The sequence below is a fragment of the Aromatoleum diolicum genome (assembly GCF_012910955.1).
Taxonomy (GTDB): Bacteria; Pseudomonadota; Gammaproteobacteria; order Burkholderiales; family Rhodocyclaceae; genus Aromatoleum; species Aromatoleum diolicum.
Genome location: NZ_WTVQ01000021.1, coordinates 1 through 17,484, shown reverse-complemented (window position 1 = coordinate 17,484; position 17,484 = coordinate 1). Strand labels below are relative to the sequence as shown.

The following is a 17,484-nucleotide window of genomic DNA, read 5'->3' as shown; positions in this document are numbered from 1 at the left end:
TTCGTGCGACCTGCGTCACGCCGTCGCGGCCCGGGGCCGCCGGCAAGACGAACGAGATGAAATTCGATTGAGGACACGAAGATGATTACCGCTGGAATCGACATGGGCTCCCGCAGCGTCAAGGTTGTGCTGCTGGAAGAGATCGAGCTGGATGGCGCGCAGCAGCGCAACTACGCCGTGAAAAAGGTGCACCTGATGTTGCCGGGTGACCTGGACGCGGATCAGGCGGCCGAACAGGCGTACGACGATGCACTCGCCGCTGCGGGGGTGACGCGCGCGCAGGTGAGGTCGGTGTTTGCGACCGGGGCCGGGCGCAGCCAGGTGGGTTTTGCAGCCGAAGGTGTCACCGAGATGACGGCCGGGGCGCGCGGCGCGGTGTACATGTATCCGCAGGCCCGCACCGTGGTCGATGTCGGCGCCGAGGAAGGCCGCGGCATCAAGACCGACTCCGATGGCAAGGCGATCGACTTTGCCGGTAACGAGAAGTGCGCCGCCGGCGCGGGCTCCTTCGCCGAGGCGATGAGCCGTGCGCTGCAACTGTCGCTGAAGGACTTCGGCGAGGCGAGCCTGCGCTCCGACAAGAGCATCCCGATGAACGCGCAATGCACGGTGTTCGCGGAGTCCGAAGTGGTGTCGCTGATCCATTCCTCGACGCCCAAGGAAGACATCGCCAAGGCGGTGCTGGATGCGGTGGCGAGCCGGGTGTGCGCGATGGTGCGCCGCGTCGGCATTGACGGCCAGGTCGTGCTGATCGGCGGCATGGGTCACAACCCCGGTTTCGTCGCGTCGCTGAAGAACGCGATGGATGTCGATCAGGTGCTGCTGCCCGAGTTCCCCGAGTACGTCAGCGCCATTGGTTGCGCGCTGATCGCGGCCGAACGCCTGCACTGAACCGATACGCGAAACGACACGGATAAAGGAGCGATCAAATGAATGCAGAAGTTGCTGCCGCCACCGCCGCCCCCGAGAAGAAGGAATTCTGGCGCTGGCAGGAAAACACCTGGTTCGACGAGACGAAGAACTGGAAGGACGCGAAGGTCATCACTTGCGGCATCGACGTCGGTTCGGTGTCCTCGCAGGCAGTGATCGTCTGTGATGGCGAACTGTTCGGCTACAACAGCATGCGTACCGGCAACAACTCGCCGGACTCGGCGAAGAATGCGCTGCAGGGCATCATGGACAAGGTCGGCATGAAGCTCGAGGACATCCATTACGTCGTCGGCACCGGCTACGGCCGGGTGAACGTGCCGTTCGCCCACAAGGCGATCACCGAGATTGCCTGCCACGCTCGCGGCGCCAACTACATGGGTGGCTCGAAAGTGCGCACGATTCTCGACATGGGCGGCCAGGACTGCAAGGCCATCCACTGTGACGAGAAGGGCAAGGTCACCAACTTCCTGATGAACGACAAGTGCGCAGCCGGTACCGGCCGCGGCATGGAAGTCATCTCCGATCTGATGCAGATCCCGATCGCCGAACTGGGCCCGCGCTCGTTCGACGTGGATGTGGAGCCGGAAGCGGTTTCGTCGATCTGCGTGGTGTTCGCGAAATCCGAGGCGCTGGGCCTGCTGAAGGCCGGCTACACCAAGAACAAGGTCATCGCGGCGTACTGCCAGGCGATGGCCGAGCGTGTGGTGAGCCTGCTGGAGCGGATCGGCGTGGAGGAGGGTTTCTTCATCACCGGCGGAATCGCGAAGAACCCGGGTGTGGTGAAGCGTATCGAGCGGATTCTCGGCATCAAGGCGGTCGATACCAAGATCGACAGCCAGATCGCCGGCGCGCTGGGCGCGGCACTGTTCGGCTACACGCTGATGCAGAAGCAGGCTAAGGCGGCTTGAGTCACGGCCGGCCCACTGCCGGCGGCGCCGCATCTCAAAAAGGAGAAGGGAAATGCCTGAAAAGAACCGCCTCATGCGGGTATTGAAGAAGGACGATCTGGGTGCGATCGTCTCGATTGACGAAGTCGCGACCAAACGGTCTCGCCGCGACTATTACCAGCGCAAGTTCGACACGATTCTCAATTCGACCCACAACATCAACTCGTCGATCGTCTGTGAAGTCGATGGCCGGGTCGTCGGCTTCGTGATGGGCGATGTCTATTTCGGCGAGTTCGGGATCCCCGAGACGTCGGCGACGATCGACACGATCGGCGTCCATCCCGAATACCGGAACCGCGGCATCGCGGCCGAAATGCTCGACCAGTTCATGATGAACATGAAGGCGGCCGGCGTGAAGAAGGTGTACACGCTGGTGAATTGGGATGACTTCACGCTGGAGAAATTCTTCGCGCGGCAGAAGTTCACCCCCGCGAAGCTGGTGAATCTGGAATGCCAGCTGCCCTGAGCGGGCATCCGGTGCGGCGACCGCCAAGGTCGGCCGCGCCGGCATCGAGAACGCGCAATTCACCAGAAATGCGCGTCATCCCGGTTGCCCTGGCTCTCCGGAAGAATGGTCCGGAAAGCTCGAATATGACTTGACGCCGGAAAGTGAATGAGTGACCATTCATTCACAATTTTGGGGGGCGAAGATGACGGATTCCGACGACGTGACGCTCGAAGTGCCCGCGCAATCGCAAGGCAGTACGCAGGGGATGGTGATCGGCATCCGGGCCCGCCGCGACGCGTTCCCGCTTACGAAGGAGGGTGTGCAATGAGCAGCGAACGCGAACTATCCGGCAAGCACGCGGTGATCACCGGCGGTGGACGTGGCATCGGTGCCGCGATCGCGCAGCGGCTGGCCGAACAGGGCGCCCGCATCACGCTGATGGGGCGCACGCGCGACGTGCTCGAAGCGCGCGCCGAAACCTTGCGCGCGCTGACCGAGATCAATTGCGAAACCGTGGATGTCGGCGATGCGGCGTCGGTCGAGGCCGCATTCGCCGCTGCGGTGCGCCGGCTCGGACCGGTTTCGATTCTGGTCAACAACGCCGGTCAGGCGGGGAGCGCACCGTTCGTCAAGACAGATCCGGCACTGTGGCAGCAGATGCTGAGCGTCAATCTGACCGGGACCTATCTCGGCACCCGCGCGGCGCTGCCGGACATGCTCGCCGCCGGCTGGGGGCGCATCGTCAATGTTGCCAGCACCGCGGGCCAGAAGGGCTATCCCTACGTCTCCGCCTATTGCGCCGCCAAGCATGGCGTCATCGGTATGACGCGCGCCCTGGCGCTCGAACTCGCGCAGAAGCGCATCACGGTCAATGCGGTGTGCCCCGGCTATACCGATACCGACATCGTGCGCGACGCGATCGCCAATATCCGCGCCAAGACCGGCCGCAGTGAAGCCGAGGCGCAGGGTGAGCTGGCGAAGCACAACCCGCAGGGCCATCTGGTGCGCCCGGACGAAGTCGCCAATGCGGTGTTGTGGCTGTGCATGCCGGGTTCGGAGGCGATTACCGGCCAGGCCATTTCGGTGTCCGGTGGCGAAGTGATGTGACAGGGCATCGTTCGTGCCGACCTCGCGCAGCGCGAGCCGGCGCGTGCGGCGCACGGCAGGCATCAGAGGAGGCGGTGACAGTGGCTCACTGCCCCATGGAGGAGGAGAAGAAGATGAGTGATCAGACCTATCTCGAATGGCCGTTCTTCGAAGAGCGCCACCGTCGCATGCAAATCGAACTCGAAGCCTGGGTCGCGGCGAACGTCAGCGTGCACCATGGCGATCTCGACGCGGCCTGCCGCGAGCTGGTCGCAAAGCTGGGGGCCGCCGGATGGCTGCGCTACGCGGTTGGCGGCACCGCCTATGGCGGCCGTCACGATACGATCGATACGCGCGCGGTGTGCCTGCTGCGCGAGACCCTGGCGCGCCACTCGGGGCTCGCCGACTTCGCCTTCGGCATGCAGGGACTGGGCTCGGGTGCGATCACGCTGCACGGCTCCGATGCGCAGAAGCGCAGATACTTGACCCTGGTCGCATCGGGGCAGGCCATTCCCGCCTTTGCGCTGTCCGAACCGGGATCGGGTTCGGACGTTGCCGCGATGAGCTGCAGTGCGCGCGCCGACGGCGACAGCTACGTGCTGGAAGGCGAAAAGACGTGGATCTCGAACGGCGGCATCGCCGACTTCTACGTCGTCTTCGCCCGCACCGGCGAAGCCCCGGGCGCGCGCGGGTTGTCAGCCTTCATCGTCGACGCCGACCGGCCGGGGCTTGAAATCGCCGAGCGCATCGACGTCATCGCGCCGCACCCGCTGGCACGCCTGCGCTTCAACGAGTGCCGCGTGCCGAAGTCGAGCCTGCTCGGTCAGCCGGGGCAGGGCTTCAAGGTCGCGATGCAGACGCTCGACATCTTCCGCACCTCGGTGGCCGCCGCGGCGCTGGGTTTCGCGCGGCGCGCGCTCGACGAAGCCCTCAAGCGCGCGACGACGCGCGATATGTTCAACCAGAAACTCGCCGATTTCCAGATCACGCAGGCGAAGCTCGCGCAGATGGCCACCGGCGTCGACGTGTCGGCGCTGCTGACCTATCGCGCCGCCTGGCAGCGCGACCAGGGGCAGAACATCACCCGTGCGGCGGCGATGGCGAAGATGACCTCCACGGAGACCGCGCAGCAGGTGATCGACGCGGCGGTGCAGATCTGGGGCGGTTGCGGCGTGGTCAGCGATCACCCGGTCGAGCGCCTGTATCGCGAGATCCGGGCGCTGCGCATCTACGAAGGCGCGACCGAAGTCCAGCAGCTCATCATCGCCCGGCAGACCCTTTCGGCGTACGAGCAGGAACAGGCACAACAGTGACGGCGCCCGTTCCGACGCGGCGCGGGTGACAACGGCCCGCCCCCCCAATGGGAGGCGGTGGCCGGTCGTAGTCGCGTTCACGTGCCGGGTTGAGGCAGAAGTCCTCATTCATTGAATGACTGAGCGTTCAGTCATTGCGATGCACCAGGAGGAGACATAACATGCATGCAAACCTTGCGAGCTTCGATGCGACGGTGGTGGCTGTGCCGCGCGACGTCGAAGCGCTTCCTGTTCGAGCGGCGGCCAGTGCAGGCGAAGAAGGACTCCAGCTCGAGCCCGGTTCCATCGAGCACGTCGCCCATCCGGAAGAACTGCCGCATGGCCCGTGGGGCATGCGGCTGTACGCCGTCAGCAGGGCGTTCGCGCTGGCCGGCGGCGCCCTGTTCATCGCGCTGATCGCAATGTCGCTGGTTTCGATCGTCGGCCGCAAGCTGTTCTCGCTGCCGGTTCCCGGCGATTTCGAGATCCTGCAGATGGGGGCGGCCGCCGCCGCGGCGACGTTCTTCGCGTACTGCCAGATGACGGACGGGCACGTGCGGGTGGACTTCTTCACGAACTGGCTGCCGGCGCGCCTGCGCGCCTTTCTCGACGGCCTCGCCGCGCTGCTGATGAGCGCGGTCGCGCTGCTGATTTCCTGGCGCACCGCGGTCGGCGCCATGGCGTCGTTCGAGTCGGGCGAGGCGTCGCTGATGCTCGGCTGGCCGGGCTGGATCGCGATCGCGCTGATCGTGCCGAGTTTCGTGCTGTTCGCGGCGACCGGCCTGTATATCGCGGCGCGTCGTTTCCGTAGCGTGATGGGAGAAGCGAAATGAGCGGCATCGGAATCGGCGTCATCATGTTCGGCATCCTGCTCGTCATGCTGGTGCTGCGCCTGCATATCGGCATCACGATGTTCCTCGTCGGCGCCGGTGGCTTCCTGACGATGAACGGCGGCGACCTGTCGCCCTTTCTAAACATGCTCAAGAACCTCGCCTATGCGCGGCTCTCGAATTACGACCTCGCCGTCATTCCGATGTTCTTGCTGATGGGGCAGTTCGCGACCCACGGCGGACTGTCGCGGGCGCTGTTCCGCTGCGTGAGCTCGCTCGTCGGTCACTGGCGCGGCGGCGTCGCGATCGCTTCGACCGGAGCCTGTGCGGGCTTCGGCGCGATCTGCGGTTCGTCGCTGGCGACCGCGGCGACGATGGGGCAGGTGGCGCTACCGGAACTCAAGCGCTACAAGTATTCCGGGGCGCTCGCCACGGGCGCCCTCGCCGCCGGCGGCACACTCGGCATCCTGATTCCGCCCTCGGTGCCACTGGTGATCTACGCGGTGCTGACGCAGGAATCGATCGGCAAGCTGTTCATGGCCGCGGTGCTGCCCGGCCTGATCGCGATGTTCGGCTACATGCTGGTGATCCGCATCATCGTCACGCTCAAGCCCGAGGCCGGTCCGGCAGGGCCACGTGTGCCGTTCGCCGAGAAGTTGCGCTCCATCCTCAACGTGTTCCCGGTCGCGCTGATCTTCATGGTGGTGATCATCGGCATCTACGGGGGCTGGGCGAACCCGACCGAGGCGGCGTCGATCGGCGCGGCGGCCTGCGGCATCCTCGCGGTGGTCAGCGGCGGCATGCGGCTCGCCGGCGTCAAGGACAGCATCCTCGGCGCGGCCGAAGCAACGGCGATGATCTTTCTCGTGCTGCTCGGCGCCGACATGCTCAACACCGGCCTCGCGCTGACGCAGATGCCGGCGGAGCTCGCAAACTGGGTCAAGGATAGTGGCATGTCGCCGCTGCTGGTGCTCACCGCGGTCCTGGTGATCTACGTGTTCCTCGGTTGCGTGATGGACGCGCTGGCGATGATCCTGCTGACGATCCCTATCTTCTATCCCATGATCATGGGGCTCGAGTTCTGGGACCTCAGCCAGGGAGAGAAGTCGATCTGGTTCGGCATCCTCGTGCTGATGGTGGTCGAGATCGGCCTGGTGCATCCGCCGGTCGGCATGAATATCTACATCATCAACAAGGCCGCGAAGGATGTTCCGCTGACCGAAACGTTCAAGGGGGTGATGCCTTTCCTCGCCTCCGACCTGATGCGCATCGTGTTGCTGCTGTTCTTCCCTGTCATCTCGCTGTACCTGGTACGGACCTTCGGCGGCTAGCCGGGACCGGATCATTCCACGCGTTCAAAGGAGAAGCGATGAAAACCCGTAACCTGCTCCAACCGCTCCTGGCCTCCCTGCTGCTGGCGTGCGGCGCCGCCCAGGCACAGGCCGACAAGGTGGTCACGCTGCGCGTGCACCACTTCCTGCCACCGTCGTCGAACACGCAGTTGAAATTCCTCGAGCCGTGGTGCGCAAAGATCAACGCGGAATCCGCCGGCCGGCTGAAGTGCCAGATCTACCCGGCGATGCAGATGGGCGGGACGCCGCCGCAGCTGTTCGACCAGGCGAAGGATGGCGTTGCCGACATCGTCTGGGCGCTGCCCGGCTATCAGGCGGGACGCTTCCTCGTCACCGAAGCCTTCGAGTTGCCGTTCATGGGCGTCTCGGGCGAAAAATCGAGTCGTGCGCTGTGGACCTACGCGACAAAAAATGCGACCGACGAATACAAGGGCGTGCGGCCGCTGGTTTTCCATGTGATCTCCGGCATGGCGCTGCATACGACAAAGAAGCAGGTCCGCACCATGGACGACCTGCGCGGCCTGAAAGTGCGCGCCCCGACCCGCCTGGCGACGCGCATGCTCACTGCGCTCGGCGCGACGCCGGTACCGATGCCGGTGCCGCTGGTCACGGAAAGCCTTGCCAAGGGCGTCATCGACGGGGCGATGATCCCGTGGGAAGTGGTGCCGGCGATGAAAGTGCAGGACGTCGTGAAATTCCATACCGAGACCGACCCGATCATGCCGCTGCTGTCGACGTCGGCATTCGTGCTGGCGATGAACCAGGCGAAATACGACAGCCTGCCTGCCGATCTGAAGAAGGTCATCGACGCAAACAGCGGCGCCGAGGTGTCGGCGTGGGCCGGCAAGGTGTGGGATGACGCGACGCTGATTGGGCGCCAGGCGGCGGTCGAGCACAAGAACACCTTCTATACGGTGCCCGCTGCCGAGGTGAAGATCTGGCAGAAGGCCGCCGATTCGGTGACGACCGAGTGGGTCAAGGAAGTCACCGCCAAGGGTTATGACGGCCAGAAGCTGCTGGCGGAAGCCCAGACCCTGCTGAGCAATTGACCGGTCCGGTTGCCATACGCCCCGGCGGTCTTGTCGGGGCTTTTTCTGTCCTTGTGGAGCAGATATGAGCTTTGAGAATACCGCGCGATATGGAGTGATGAACGCCGCCGACGAAATCATCGGCCCCCCTCTTTCCCTCGGACTCGGCGAGCAGCCGGCGATCCTCAGTGGCGACCGCTCGGTGAGCTATCGCGAACTCGACGCGATGGTCAATCGCAGCGGCAACGCGATGGCCGGCCACGGCGTCGTCCCCGCCGACCGGGTGCTGTTCCTGATGGACGACTCGCCCGAAATGGTCGCCGCCTATCTTGGCGCGATGCGTATCGGCGCGGTCTCGGTGGCGCTCAACGTGCGGCTCGCGCCGCGCGACGTGCGCTACGTGATCGAGGACAGCGCCTGCCGGGTGCTCTTCATCGACGCCGAGTTCCTGCACCTCTATCTGGAAATCGCCAGGGACTTGGTCGAGCGGCCGCAGGTCGTCGTGCGCGGGGGCGAGGCGACGGGCGGGACGGTGTCGCTCGAGCGTTTCCTCGAAGGCTACGGGGACGCGCTCGCCTCGGTGCCCGCGGCGCCCGAAGACATTGCGTTCTGGGTCTATTCGTCGGGCACCACGGGGCGTCCGAAGGCGGTCCTGCATACGCACGCGTGCGTGCTGATCGCCGACCGCATGGAGCGCGAGTACTTCGGCGCGGGTCCGGGAGACCGCATCTTCACGACGTCGAAGATGTTCTTCGGCTGGGCGCTCGGCCATTCGCTGATGGGGGGGCTGCGCTGCGGGGCCACCGTCATCGTCGCGCCGGGGTGGCCGGACCCGGAAATGATCATCGAGGTCATCGAACGTCACGCACCGACGCTGCTCTTCAGCACGCCGGTGATGTACCGCAACCTGCTGCGCGATGGCGCCGCCGAGTCGCCCGCTTTTGGCCGCATCCGCCATTTTCTGTCGGCCGGCGAGAAGCTTCCCGAAACGCTATACCACCGCTGGCGCGAAGCGTTCGGCAAACCGATCATCGACGGCATCGGGGCGTCGGAAACGATCTTCCTGTTTCTCGTCAACGACGGCGGCGAACAGAGGCCGGGTTCCTGCGGCAAGAAAGTTCCCTGGGCCGAGGTGCGTCTCGTCGATGAAGCCGGCAACGAGATCGTCACGCCGGACGCGCCGGGCTTGATCGCGATCAGGACGCCGTCGCAGTTCGCCGGTTACTGGAAGCAGCCCGAGCAGACCGCGAAGGCCCTGCGCGATGGCTGGTACTACCCCGGCGACATGTTCAGTTTCGATCGCGACGGTTACTGGTATCACTGCGGGCGTGCCGATGACATGCTCAAGATCTCGGGGCAATGGGTGAGCCCGTCGGAAATCGAGTCCTGTGCGATGACCGCGCCGGGCATCTCCGAGGCCGTCGTCGTCGGCGTCCCGCAGGACGACGGCCTGACGCGTCTGGTGCTGGTCGCCGTCGCCAAGGATCCGTCGGCAAGCCCGACGCGGCTGTCCGCGCAGCTGCTCGATACGCTGATGGCGAACCTGTCGATCTACAAATGTCCGCGCACGATCCGGTTCGTCGATGAACTGCCGCGCACGGCCACCGGCAAGATCCAGAAATTCCGCCTGCGCGAACTGATGAAGTCGGCCGCTTAGAACGCGGCCGGGCAGGCGTCACGCGGGCGCCTCGTTCAGCCCTGCGGCGAGGTAATGACGTCGACCTGCGTGGCGGCGCCATCGCCAGGCCGGCAGCGGACTCTGCAGGCAATTTTCAACAATCCGAGCGCAGGGGGTTGACTTGATTGACTGACTGAACAATCATTCATTTAAGCAACGGCGCTTCCGGAACGATCGAGGCGGCGCTTGTCGGTAGCGGGGTCGGCAGCGACCGGAGCGGACGTCTGGAGACCCCACGGGCGAAAGACTGGTTAATCAGGAGGCGTGAAGAAAATGAACCTTGCAGGCAAAACGGCAGTAGTCACGGGCGGCGCATCGGGGATCGGACTGGCGACGGCGGAAACGCTGGCCCGGGCAGGTGCTTACGTATTGATCGGCGACATCGACGAGAGCAAGGGCGCGGCGGCGGCCGGCGCGCTGGCCGAACAGCATCTCGGCGTCGAATTCATCCGCCTCGACGTAACCGATCTCGATTCGATCACCGCGTTCCGGGACGAGGCGTACCGCCGCCGGCCGCAGATCGACATCGTCGCGAACGTCGCCGGCTGGGGCAAGATCCAGCCGTTCATGGAGAACACGCCGGACTTCTGGCGCAAGGTCATCGACCTGAACCTGCTCGGCCCGATCGCCGTCTCGCACGCCTTCCTGCCGCAGATGATCGAGCGCGGTTCGGGCAAGATCGTCACCGTCTCGAGTGACGCGGGGCGCGTCGGCAGCCTGGGCGAGACCGTGTATTCCGGTGCCAAGGGCGGCGCGATCGCGTTCACGAAGTCGCTCGCGCGCGAAGTGGCGCGTTACGCCATCAACGTCAATTGCGTGTGCCCGGGACCGACCGACACGCCGCTGCTGCAGGCGGTGCCGGAGAAACACCGCGAGGCCTTCGTCAAGGCGACCCCGATGCGCCGCCTCGCAAAACCGTCTGAACTCGCCGATGCGGTGCTGTTCTTCGCCAGCGACCGGGCGAGCTTCATCACCGGCCAGGTCATCAGCGTCAGCGGTGGCCTGACGCTGGCCGGCTAAATGAGTGACGATTCATTCAATGCACGTTTTCAGGCAGTCCATCCTCAGGAGAATCTCATGTACAAGTTGAAAGCCGCCGACTGGCATCCCGAGCATTTCAAACTCGAAGTGGCCGACCGCGTCGCGACGATTACGCTAAACCGCCCGGAGCGCAAGAACCCGCTGACCTTCGAGAGTTACGCCGAGCTGCGCGACACCTTCATCAAGCTTCAATATGCTGAAGACGTGCGCGTCGTCGTGATCACCGGCGCCGGCGGCAACTTCTGCTCGGGCGGCGACGTGCACGACATCATCGGCCCGCTCACGCGCATGGACATGGACGGCCTGCTCGCCTTCACGCGCATGACCGGCAACCTCGTCAAGGAAATGCGCAACTGCCCGCAGCCGATCATTTCGGCGGTCGACGGCATTTGCGCCGGTGCCGGCGCGATCATCTCGATGGCCTCCGACATGCGTTACGCGACCCCCGAGGCCAAGACCGCGTTCCTGTTCGTGCGCGTCGGCCTGGCCGGATGCGACATGGGCGCGTGCAGCATCCTGCCGCGCATCATCGGCCAGGGGCGCGCCTCCGAGTTGCTGTACACCGGCCGCTCAATGAGCGCCGAGGAAGGCCGCGCCTGGGGTTACTTCAATGACGTCGTCCCGGCCGAGAAGGTGCTGGCGAAAGCACAGGAGATGGCCCTGTCGCTCGCCAACGGCCCGGCGTTCGCGCATTCGATGACGAAGAAGTGCTTGCATCAGGAATGGAACCAGACGATCGAGCAAGCGCTCGAGACCGAGGCCGAGGCGCAGGCGATCTGCATGAAGACGAAGGATTTCGAGCGCGCCTACAACGCGTTCGTGAACAAGCAGGTGCCGAAGTTCGAAGGGAATTGAGCCGTAGCTGGTGAAGTGACCCGCTGCCTGCGTGGCAGCGGGGGTCCGAAGAAACATGGCCGCACACAGCGCGGCTGCGCCGGAGCCCGGCGATCCGCTTTCGGGGGCATCGCATCAAACGGTGTGCGCGATATTTCGCTGCTCACCTCCTCTGTTGCCCGCACACGCCGGCGATGCCCCGTTTTTATGCTCGCCGCCGTGCCGCGATCCAGCGGTTCGGCGGCACCGTGGGACTTATCGCGAGGGACTTATGATTTCGCTGACTATCGAAGCTTCGGTTGCGACCGTCACGCTGTGCCGCGCGCCGGTCAATGCGATCAACGAAGAATGGATCGAGCAACTCGACCGGATTCTGGCCGAGCTCGAACGGATGCCGCGTGTGAGCGTGCTGTGGATTCGCAGCCGCGAACGCCTGTTCTGTGCCGGCGCGGATCTCGAGCTGATTCGCTCCCTGTACGGCAGCGAGGAAGGGCGCAAGCAGATGATTGCGATGACCCGCCGGATGCAGCAGGTCTACGCGCGGCTCGAGCGGCTGCCGCAGGTGTCGGTCGCCGAGATCGGCGGCGCGGCGCTGGGGGGAGGATTCGAACTCGCGCTTGCGTGCGATTTGCGTGTCGTTGCCGACACCGCGAAGATCGGCCTGCCGGAGGCGCAGCTCGGATTGCTGCCGGCCGCGGGCGGCACGCAGCGCATGACCCGCATCTGTGGCGACGCCGTCGCCAGGCGCCTGATTCTCGGCGCCGAAGTCATCGGCGGCGCCGACGCTGTCGCGCTCGGCTGCGCGCACTGGGTCGCTCCCGCGGCGGCGCTGGAATCGACCGCGCGGGCGCTGGTCGAGCGCATCGCCGCGCTGCCCGGCGCGGCGTTGGCGGAATGCAAGCACTGCATCGCGGTGGCGGTCGACGGGGCGGAGGACGGCTTCGAGGTCGAACTTGCCGGCAGTGCGGCGCTGCTCGCCGATGCCGAGACCCAGCAACGGGTGCAGCGCTTTCTCGACAAGCAGTGATAGTGAACGGGCGCTACCGCTCCGGTGGGCGGCGCAAGCCGCCGAGCTGGATCGTCAGCACCGGCACCGGTCCGGGCAGGCGTGATGCCGAAGGCCGAAGGCGGAAACTGTCGTGCAGTGGTGGCACAATACGGCGTCCGGTTCGATTCCGGACAGCTGTGGCAATCGCAATCCCGAGGAACGATCATGAGTTCAGCAGAAAGCGTCAAGAGTGTGGTGACCGACCCGAAGTTGGTCGGGGAGCGGCGTCAGCAGATTATTCGTGCGGCGACGAAGCTCTTTTCCGAGGAGGGCTACTACACGACGACGATTTTGCAGATCGCCCGCGAGGCCAAGGTCAGCACCGGCCTGATCTACCAATACTTCGGTGAAAAGGACGACATCCTGTTCCTGACGCTGAAGAACGTGCTTGATACATACGAAAATGAGATTCCCCGGCAACTCGAAGGCGTGTCGCATCCGGTCGAACGGCTGTGCCGGGCCGTATGGGCGTACTGCGCGATCGTCGATTCGCAGCGCGAGGCGACGGTGCTGGCATACCGATCGACCAAGTCACTGCGCCCGGATCGGCGCGGCCTCATCAAGGACGGCGAAACCCGAACCAACCGCCTGATCGAGAAAGCGATTCGCGCCTGCACCACAGGCGGTTACATGCGCCCGATCAACGAGTATCTCCTCTCCTATCAATGCGTCATGTTCGCGCACGCCTGGGCCCTGAAGCACTGGGCGTTTTGCGACCGCTATACGCTGGCCGAATATGTCGATGAAGGCCTGCAACTGCTGGTCGAGCCCTTCCTCACCGCGAAGGGCAAGACGGCGATGTCGCGTGTTCCGCAAAGCGCCGGCACGGTGCTGCGGGGGGCGGATTGAGCCTCGTGCGGCGCTGATTGCGCTCGCGCCGCCGCCCCTGCATAGGCCGGGCCGACGGCGTCGATCAGTGATCGGCGGTTAGCAGCGATACGCCGAGCCGGGCGCGGCGGATCAGCCATGGGCTGGGCCGGTAGCGCGGGTCGCGATAGAAGGTGTGCATCGCGTCGAGGATCTCCAGCACCGTCGCCGCGCCGAGCGCGTCGCCCAGCGTCAGCGGCCCCTTCGGGTAGCCCAGACCGAGCGTTACCGCGCGGTCGATGTCGGACGGCGTTGCGATGCCCTGCTGTGCAATGTCGCAGCCGATGTTCACGATCATCGCGAGCACGCGCTGCGCGACAAAACCCGGGCTGTCATTGATCACCGTGACCGGCGTGCCGTCGGACGCGAGCAGGCCCCAGGCGGCGTCGCGCATCGCGCGGGTCGTCAGCGGTGTGCGCATCAGCGTGCGGTGGCCGTCGAGCGCGAGCGCATCGAGTGCCAGCGTGCGCGCCGGGTCCAGCCCTTCGGCGAGCGCGGCGGTGGTTGCATCCTCGCCGATCGGCAGCACCAGGCACACGGCGTCGGCGCCGGGCCGCTCGCCGCGATCGAGCGTTGCGCCGAGGTGTTCGAGCAGCGCCGCAACGCGCTCGGCCGCAGCGGCGTTGCGCCGGCTCAGCCATACCGGCGCGCCAGTCGCTGGCGGCGGCGCCTCCGCGGGCGGGACTTCCGCCTTGCCCTCGCGATAGGTGTAGAAGCCGCGCCCGCTCTTGCGCCCGAGCAGACCGGCGGCGAGTCGCTGGCGCGTGATCGGCGACGGGCGGAAGCGCGGCTCCTGGTAGTACTGGTCGTAGATCGACTCCATCACCGGATGCGAGACATCGAGCCCGGTGAGGTCCAGCAGCTCGAACGGCCCCATGCGGAAACCGGCGGACTCGCGCAGGATGCGGTCGATGGCGGCGAAGTCGGTGATGCCCTCGCCGAGAATACGCAGCGCCTCGGTGCCGTAGCCGCGCCCGGCGTGATTGACGACAAAGCCCGGGGTATCCTGCGCGCGCACCGGCGTGTGCCCGGTGCGCTGCGCCAGCGCCGTGAGCGCATCGCCAACCCAGGGCTCGCTGAGCGCTCCGTCGATGACCTCGACGATCTTCATCAGCGGCACCGGGCTGAAGAAATGGAAGCCCGCGACGCGGCCCGGCAGGCGGCAGCCGGCGGCGATCGCCGTCACCGACAGCGAGGAAGTGTTGGTCGCGAGAATGCAGGTCGCGCCGACAATGTCTTCGAGGCGCCGGAACAGTTCGCGCTTGGCCTCGAGCTGCTCGACGATCGCTTCGACGACGACGTCGCAGTCCGCGAGCCCCTCCAGCGCGTCGGCGGTGGCGAGGCGTGCGGTGGCCGCCACGGCGTCGGCGCTGGCGATCTTGCCCTTGGCGGCGAGCGTGGCGAGCGTCTGGGCGATCGCGTCGCGCGCCTCGCCGGCTGCCTCGGGGCGGGCATCGTGCAGCAGCACGCGGATGCCGCCCTGCACGGCGATCTGCGCGATGCCGCGGCCCATCAGGCCGGTGCCGACGACGCCGAGCTGCAGGTCGTTGCGGGTGGTGTCCAGCATGGTTCAGCGTCCTTGATAATCGGGTTTGCGCTTGTCGAGAAAGGCACGCATGCCTTCTTTCTGGTCCGCGCTCGCGAACAGCAGCTGGAAGGCCTTGCGTTCGAGCATCAGCGCGGCCTCGAGCGAGGCGTCCTGGCCCGCGAGCACCACTTCCTTGATCTGCATGACGGCGAGCGGCGGCAGCGCGGCGATCTCCGCAGCAAGCTCGAGCGCGCGCGCGAGCACCTGCCCGTCGGCGACGACTTCGCTGGCGAGTCCCATGCCCAGCGCCTCGCGGGCACCGACCGGCTGGCCGGTGAGCACCATCTTCATCGCGCGGAACTTGCCGACCGCGCGCGTCAGGCGTTGCGTGCCGCCGGCACCGGGCATGATGCCGATGCGCACCTCGGGCTGGCCGAAGGATGCGCCCTCGCCGGCGATGATGATGTCCGCGTGCATTGCCAATTCGCAGCCGCCGCCGAGCGCGAGGCCATTGACCGCGGCGATGACCGGCTTCGGGCAGGACGCGATCGCCTGCCACAGGCGATGCGTGTTGCGCATCATCATGTCGATCGCGCTGCGTTCGGCCAGATCGCGGATGTCGGCACCCGCGGCGAAGACGCGCTCACTGCCCGTCAGCACGATGCAGCGGACCTCGGGATCGGCGCCGAGCGCGGTGAAATGCTCGGCGAGCGCGAGCCGCAGCGCCTGGCTCAGTGCATTGCGCGCCTCGGGGCGGTTGAGCCGCAGCAGCGCAATGCCGGACTGCGGGCGTTCGAGAATGACCTCGTCGCTCATCGTGACTCCCTGAAGCGCATGCGGCGCGCGTCTTCGGTTTGCGATGTGCCGGACAGGAATGTGGCCGGCACGGAAATGTAGCTGTGATAATAGTGGTAACAGCAACAATTGTATATCAACCAATCGTGTCGCCACGGCAATGCCGCTGAAGCACATGCCCGATCCGCCGACCAGCACCGTTGTCTGTCCGCTATTTCCCGCGCGCGGTGGCACAGGACGTAGCGGGCCTTGTCCGCGCAGCGGCCGCCGACCGTGCCGGCCGCGATCGCGAACGGGTTGTCGGCCCCGTATTCGGCGCCCGTCATCGCCCGGGCCGACGCGCCGCAATGGGCTATATATAGAAACACGCCCTTGCGGAGGCGAGATCATGCGCACCCCAGTCTTCCGCGCCGTCCTCACGCGGACCGCGCCGGCCCTGGCCACCGTGGCCCTGATCAGCGGCCTTCCCGCACCCGTCCGGGCGGAGCAAGCCGGCGGCACGACGCCCGCCACCGACGAGTACGTCCTGATCCCGGACCGCGTTTTCGACGGCCATACGATGCGCGAAGGCTATGGCGTCGTGCGGGGCGCGGTGATCACCGCCGTCGGCCCGGCCGCGACGCTGCCGGCCGCGCGCCGCCATGTCCTCGCCGGCGCGACCCTGCTTCCCGGCTTCATCGACCTGCACGGGCACGTCGCCGTCCAGGGTGTCCCGCCCGCGACGGTGCTGCGCCACGGCACGACCACGGTGCGCGACCTCACCGGCCCGGCGCGGCCGCCGGCTGGCGGCAACGGCAGCCTGCGGCAGCTCAGCGCCGGCCCGATCCTCACGCCGCCGCACGGTTATCCGCTGCCGGTGTGGGCCGGGGGAGGGGGCCACGGCCATGGCGACGCCAGCGCCCTCGCGGTCGAAGTCGCAGACGTCGAACAGGCGCGCAAGGTCGTGCGCCACCTCGTCGATGCCGGCGCGTCCGTGATCAAGATCGCCCTCGAACCCGGCGGCTCCCCGGGCGCCCCGTGGAGCCAGCACGCAGCGCGCGTGCCGCCGCCGTGGCCGCTGCTCGCGCCCGACGTGTTGAAGGCCATCGTCCGCGAGGCGCACGCCCGCGGCCGCAAGGTGTCGGCGCACCTCAGCAACGCCACGGGTGCCCGCCTCGCACTCGACGCCGCGGTCGATGAATGGGCACACATGCCCTGCGAAGCCCTGCCCGAGGACATCATCGCGCGGGCCGTCGATGCGGGCGTGCGGATCGTCGGCGCCCTCGACACGCTGTCCCCCTGCAGCGGCGTTCTCGTCAACACGCGCGAGTTCGTCGCGCGCGGCGGGACTTTGCTCTACGGCACCGACATGGCCCACACCGAGCTGCCCTGGGGCATCAACGCACGCGAACTGGAACTCATGATGCACGCCTCGCACGGCAAGCTTCCGAGGCCGTCCTGGCGGCCGCCACGGGCAAGGCGGGGGAACATCTGGGAATGGCCCCGCTCGGCCAGCTCGTCCCCGGAGCCCCGGCCGACCTCGTCGCCGTGCGGGGCAACCCGCTGCACGCCCTCAAGCGCCTCGAGTACCCCGAGCTGGTGATTTCAGGCGGCCGATTCGTCGTCGACGATCTGCTGCGCGGATCGGGAAAGGGAGAGGGGATGCATCCATCCACGGGTAATCCGCATTAGGTGATGACGAACGCGCAAGCGTGAACGTCGAACTCACCCCGCCGCATGGATCCATGAAGGAAAATCGTGGTCTGTCCCCTATTGTTTTAGTTCCCATAACCTGTATGCC

At 66.2% G+C, this 17,484-nt stretch carries 17 protein-coding genes; 15 read left to right on the top strand and 2 right to left on the bottom strand.

All coding sequences use genetic code 11. From position 1 onward, the window contains the following. The first annotated feature begins 81 nt into the window (after positions 1-81). From GPA25_RS13415 to hbdR, 14 genes are all read left to right on the top strand, one after another. On the top strand, positions 82-891 hold the full coding sequence (locus tag GPA25_RS13415; RefSeq protein ID WP_169260914.1) for an acyl-CoA dehydratase activase: 810 nt from the start codon (positions 82-84) through the stop codon (positions 889-891). A 38-nt stretch (positions 892-929) separates the two neighbouring features. Further along, a complete protein-coding gene (gene bzdQ / locus GPA25_RS13410) occupies positions 930-1,838 on the top strand; it encodes a benzoyl-CoA reductase, bzd-type, subunit Q (RefSeq protein WP_169260913.1) in 909 nt (302 codons plus the stop codon). A 52-nt stretch (positions 1,839-1,890) separates the two neighbouring features. Further along, on the top strand, positions 1,891-2,343 hold the full coding sequence (locus GPA25_RS13405; protein ID WP_169260912.1) for a GNAT family N-acetyltransferase: 453 nt from the start codon (positions 1,891-1,893) through the stop codon (positions 2,341-2,343). A 151-nt stretch (positions 2,344-2,494) separates the two neighbouring features. Continuing rightward, the gene (locus GPA25_RS13400; RefSeq protein WP_169260911.1) at positions 2,495-2,653 is read left to right on the top strand and encodes a hypothetical protein; all 159 of its coding nucleotides are present in this window, start codon (positions 2,495-2,497) and stop codon (positions 2,651-2,653) included. Next, positions 2,650-3,432 (top strand): SDR family NAD(P)-dependent oxidoreductase, encoded by a 783-nt coding sequence (locus GPA25_RS13395; protein WP_169260910.1) that lies wholly within the window; start codon positions 2,650-2,652, stop codon positions 3,430-3,432. The genes GPA25_RS13400 and GPA25_RS13395 overlap by 4 nt, the downstream gene beginning before the upstream one ends. 113 nt (positions 3,433-3,545) lie before the next feature. Next, a complete protein-coding gene (locus tag GPA25_RS13390) occupies positions 3,546-4,724 on the top strand; it encodes an acyl-CoA dehydrogenase family protein (RefSeq protein WP_169260909.1) in 1,179 nt (392 codons plus the stop codon). Positions 4,725-4,885: 161 nt separating this feature from the next. After that, a complete protein-coding gene (locus GPA25_RS13385; RefSeq protein WP_169260908.1) occupies positions 4,886-5,536 on the top strand; it encodes a TRAP transporter small permease subunit in 651 nt (216 codons plus the stop codon). Beyond that, positions 5,533-6,864, top strand: a complete 1,332-nt coding sequence (locus GPA25_RS13380; RefSeq protein WP_169260907.1) for a TRAP transporter large permease — start codon at positions 5,533-5,535, stop codon at positions 6,862-6,864. Before GPA25_RS13385 ends, GPA25_RS13380 begins: the two co-directional genes overlap by 4 nt. Before the next feature lie 38 nt (positions 6,865-6,902). Then, positions 6,903-7,934: a TRAP transporter substrate-binding protein gene (locus GPA25_RS13375; RefSeq protein WP_169260906.1), complete on the top strand. Its 1,032-nt coding sequence runs from the start codon at positions 6,903-6,905 to the stop codon at positions 7,932-7,934. A gap of 64 nt (positions 7,935-7,998) precedes the next feature. After that, complete coding sequence (gene hbdA, locus GPA25_RS13370) at positions 7,999-9,570, top strand: 3-hydroxybenzoate--CoA ligase HbdA (RefSeq protein WP_169260905.1); 1,572 nt, start codon at positions 7,999-8,001, stop codon at positions 9,568-9,570. A 294-nt stretch (positions 9,571-9,864) separates the two neighbouring features. After that, the gene (locus tag GPA25_RS13365) at positions 9,865-10,611 is read left to right on the top strand and encodes an SDR family NAD(P)-dependent oxidoreductase (protein ID WP_169260904.1); all 747 of its coding nucleotides are present in this window, start codon (positions 9,865-9,867) and stop codon (positions 10,609-10,611) included. A 57-nt stretch (positions 10,612-10,668) separates the two neighbouring features. Further along, positions 10,669-11,487 carry an enoyl-CoA hydratase family protein gene (locus GPA25_RS13360; RefSeq protein ID WP_169260903.1) on the top strand — a complete coding sequence of 273 codons (819 nt, stop codon included), beginning with the start codon at positions 10,669-10,671 and terminating at the stop codon, positions 11,485-11,487. A 250-nt stretch (positions 11,488-11,737) separates the two neighbouring features. Continuing rightward, on the top strand, positions 11,738-12,493 hold the full coding sequence (locus tag GPA25_RS13355; protein ID WP_169260902.1) for an enoyl-CoA hydratase/isomerase family protein: 756 nt from the start codon (positions 11,738-11,740) through the stop codon (positions 12,491-12,493). A gap of 186 nt (positions 12,494-12,679) precedes the next feature. Continuing rightward, the gene (gene hbdR, locus GPA25_RS13350) at positions 12,680-13,363 is read left to right on the top strand and encodes an HTH-type transcriptional regulator HbdR (RefSeq protein ID WP_169260901.1); all 684 of its coding nucleotides are present in this window, start codon (positions 12,680-12,682) and stop codon (positions 13,361-13,363) included. A gap of 64 nt (positions 13,364-13,427) precedes the next feature. Here the strand turns inward: hbdR and GPA25_RS13345 are convergent, their stop codons facing one another. Then, positions 13,428-14,948: a 3-hydroxyacyl-CoA dehydrogenase gene (locus GPA25_RS13345; RefSeq protein WP_169260900.1), complete on the bottom strand. Its 1,521-nt coding sequence runs from the start codon at positions 14,946-14,948 to the stop codon at positions 13,428-13,430. A gap of 3 nt (positions 14,949-14,951) precedes the next feature. After that, entirely contained in the window at positions 14,952-15,725 is a 774-nt protein-coding gene (locus GPA25_RS13340; protein WP_169260899.1) for an enoyl-CoA hydratase, read from the bottom strand. A 367-nt stretch (positions 15,726-16,092) separates the two neighbouring features. Here GPA25_RS13340 and GPA25_RS13335 point away from each other — a divergent pair, with 367 nt between their 5' ends. Continuing rightward, positions 16,093-17,286 carry an amidohydrolase family protein gene (locus GPA25_RS13335; RefSeq protein WP_169260898.1) on the top strand — a complete coding sequence of 398 codons (1,194 nt, stop codon included), beginning with the start codon at positions 16,093-16,095 and terminating at the stop codon, positions 17,284-17,286. The last annotated feature ends 198 nt before the right edge of the window (positions 17,287-17,484 follow it).